Origin of the sequence: Dietzia sp. Cai40 (genome assembly GCF_014145165.1) — a bacterium.
Taxonomy (GTDB): domain Bacteria; phylum Actinomycetota; class Actinomycetes; order Mycobacteriales; family Mycobacteriaceae; genus Dietzia; species Dietzia natronolimnaea.
In genome coordinates this window covers 1-1,674 of sequence record NZ_JAALEB010000417.1, presented here as the reverse complement: position 1 = coordinate 1,674, position 1,674 = coordinate 1, and the positions used below count along the sequence as shown (strand labels likewise).

Annotated in this window: 3 protein-coding genes; 2 read left to right on the top strand and 1 reads right to left on the bottom strand. The window is 70.8% G+C overall.

What is annotated here, in order from left to right:
- The coding region (locus G6022_RS14770; protein WP_182691864.1) for a metallopeptidase family protein at positions 1 to 203 on the top strand (203 nt) is incomplete at its 5' end.
- Between the two features lie 75 nt (positions 204 to 278).
- Here the strand turns inward: G6022_RS14770 and G6022_RS14765 are convergent.
- Complete coding sequence (locus G6022_RS14765; protein WP_241727050.1) at positions 279 to 590, bottom strand: WhiB family transcriptional regulator; 312 nt, start codon at positions 588 to 590, stop codon at positions 279 to 281.
- A gap of 260 nt (positions 591 to 850) precedes the next feature.
- Here G6022_RS14765 and cofD point away from each other — a divergent pair.
- Positions 851 to 1,674, top strand: an 824-nt coding sequence (gene cofD / locus G6022_RS14760; protein WP_182691863.1) for a 2-phospho-L-lactate transferase, incomplete at its 3' end; no start/stop codon positions are given.

Genomic DNA, 1,674 nt, shown 5'->3' with positions numbered 1-1,674 from the left:
GACACGCGATGCGCCCCCGACTCGACCCGTCCGAGACCCAGCCCACGCGGGCCCGGTTGGTCCTGTTCCGCAGGCCGCTCACCCGCCGGGCACCCGGCGGGGACGACCTGAGGGACCTGGTCTACTCGGTCCTGGTGGAACTCGTCTCGCAGCACCTGGAGATCTCACCGGACGAGGTCGAGGCCGGCCCCAACGAGAACTGACCACCCCGCGGGGTGGTCAGGAAGGTGCCGAGCAGGCGCCGTCGAGAGCCCGGATAGCACCGGGCCCTGACGAACTCACATCACGGCCTCGCGCTTGATCCGCCGACGCTCGCGCTCCGACAGTCCGCCCCAGATACCGAAGCGCTCGTCGTTGGCCAGCGCGTACTCGAGGCACTCGGCCTTGACCTCGCAGCCCGTGCAGATCTTCTTGGCCTCGCGGGTCGAGCCACCCTTCTCGGGGAAGAACGCCTCGGGATCGGTCTGGGAACAGAGGGCCCGGTCCTGCCAGCTCTCCTCCTCGTCCTCCACGAAGAGCGCACCGGTGCCGAAGTCGACCAGGGTCAGCTCGGGTCCCGCTGCGGTGCGTGACTGTCGATCCACGGTCATCCCCTCGTGTTACGTTGCTCGTCGCTCGTGCGTCTGCCCGGCCCGGCGTGCCGCTCCGATACGAATGACACACCTGTGATTACACACATGCGAGTCGCCCAGGTCAAGCGAAATCGCGGATACCTAGCATTTTCGTGCGCCGGTCCCACGAGTGACACGCCGCGGATCGTGTGGCGTGGGACACCCCCGCGAGTCGGGGTGGGGTCCGAACACCCGGCCACCCGGGCCTCACCGCCACCCCGTCACTAGTCTGGGTCGACGTGAGGATCTGTGTAGTGGCCGGTGGCGTCGGTGGCGCCCGTTTCCTGCTCGGCGCACGTCGACTTCTCGGGCTGGACCCCGCGTCCGGGGCCGCGGACACCCCACTCCCCGGAGGCGACCCCGTCCACGGCCTCGACGCGGTGGTCAACGTCGGGGACGACGCGTGGATGCACGGCGTCCGGATCTGCCCCGACCTCGACACCTGCATGTACACCCTCGGCGGGGGCATCGACCCCGAACGCGGATGGGGTCACGCGGGCGAGACGTGGAACTGCCGCGACGAACTCGCCGCCTACGGGGTCCAGCCCGACTGGTTCGGTCTCGGGGACAAGGACCTGGCCACCCACCTGGTCCGCACCCAGATGTTGGGCGCCGGTTACCGGTTGACCGACGTCACCGAGGCGCTGTCCACCCGCTGGTCCCCCGGCGTCCGCCTGTTGCCGGTGACCGACGACCGATGCGAGACGCACGTCGTGGTGCCCGACGACTCCGCCGACGGGTCGGGCTCGAAGGCGATCCACTTCCAGGAGTGGTGGGTCCGGTACCGCGCGCAGCTGCCCGCCTCCGGATTCGTGCAGATCGGCGCCGAGGCCGCCCGGCCCACCGCGGAGACGCTCGACGCCATCGAGGCGGCCGACCTCGTCGTCGTCGCCCCCTCCAACCCCGTGGTCTCCGTCGGCGCGATCCTCGCCGTCCCCGGGATCCGCGCCGCGCTGCGTTCCACCTCCGCGCCGGTCGTGGGGGTGAGCCCCGTGATCGGTGGCGCGGTGCTGCGCGGGATGGCCGACGCGTGCCTCACCGCGATCGGGGTGGAGACCTCCGC

Bases quoted from the DNA above. Each gene is read 5' to 3' on its own strand.
- G6022_RS14765 (WP_241727050.1), bottom strand. From the start codon at position 590: ATGACCGTGGATCGACAGTCACGCACCGCAGCGGGACCCGAGCTGACC.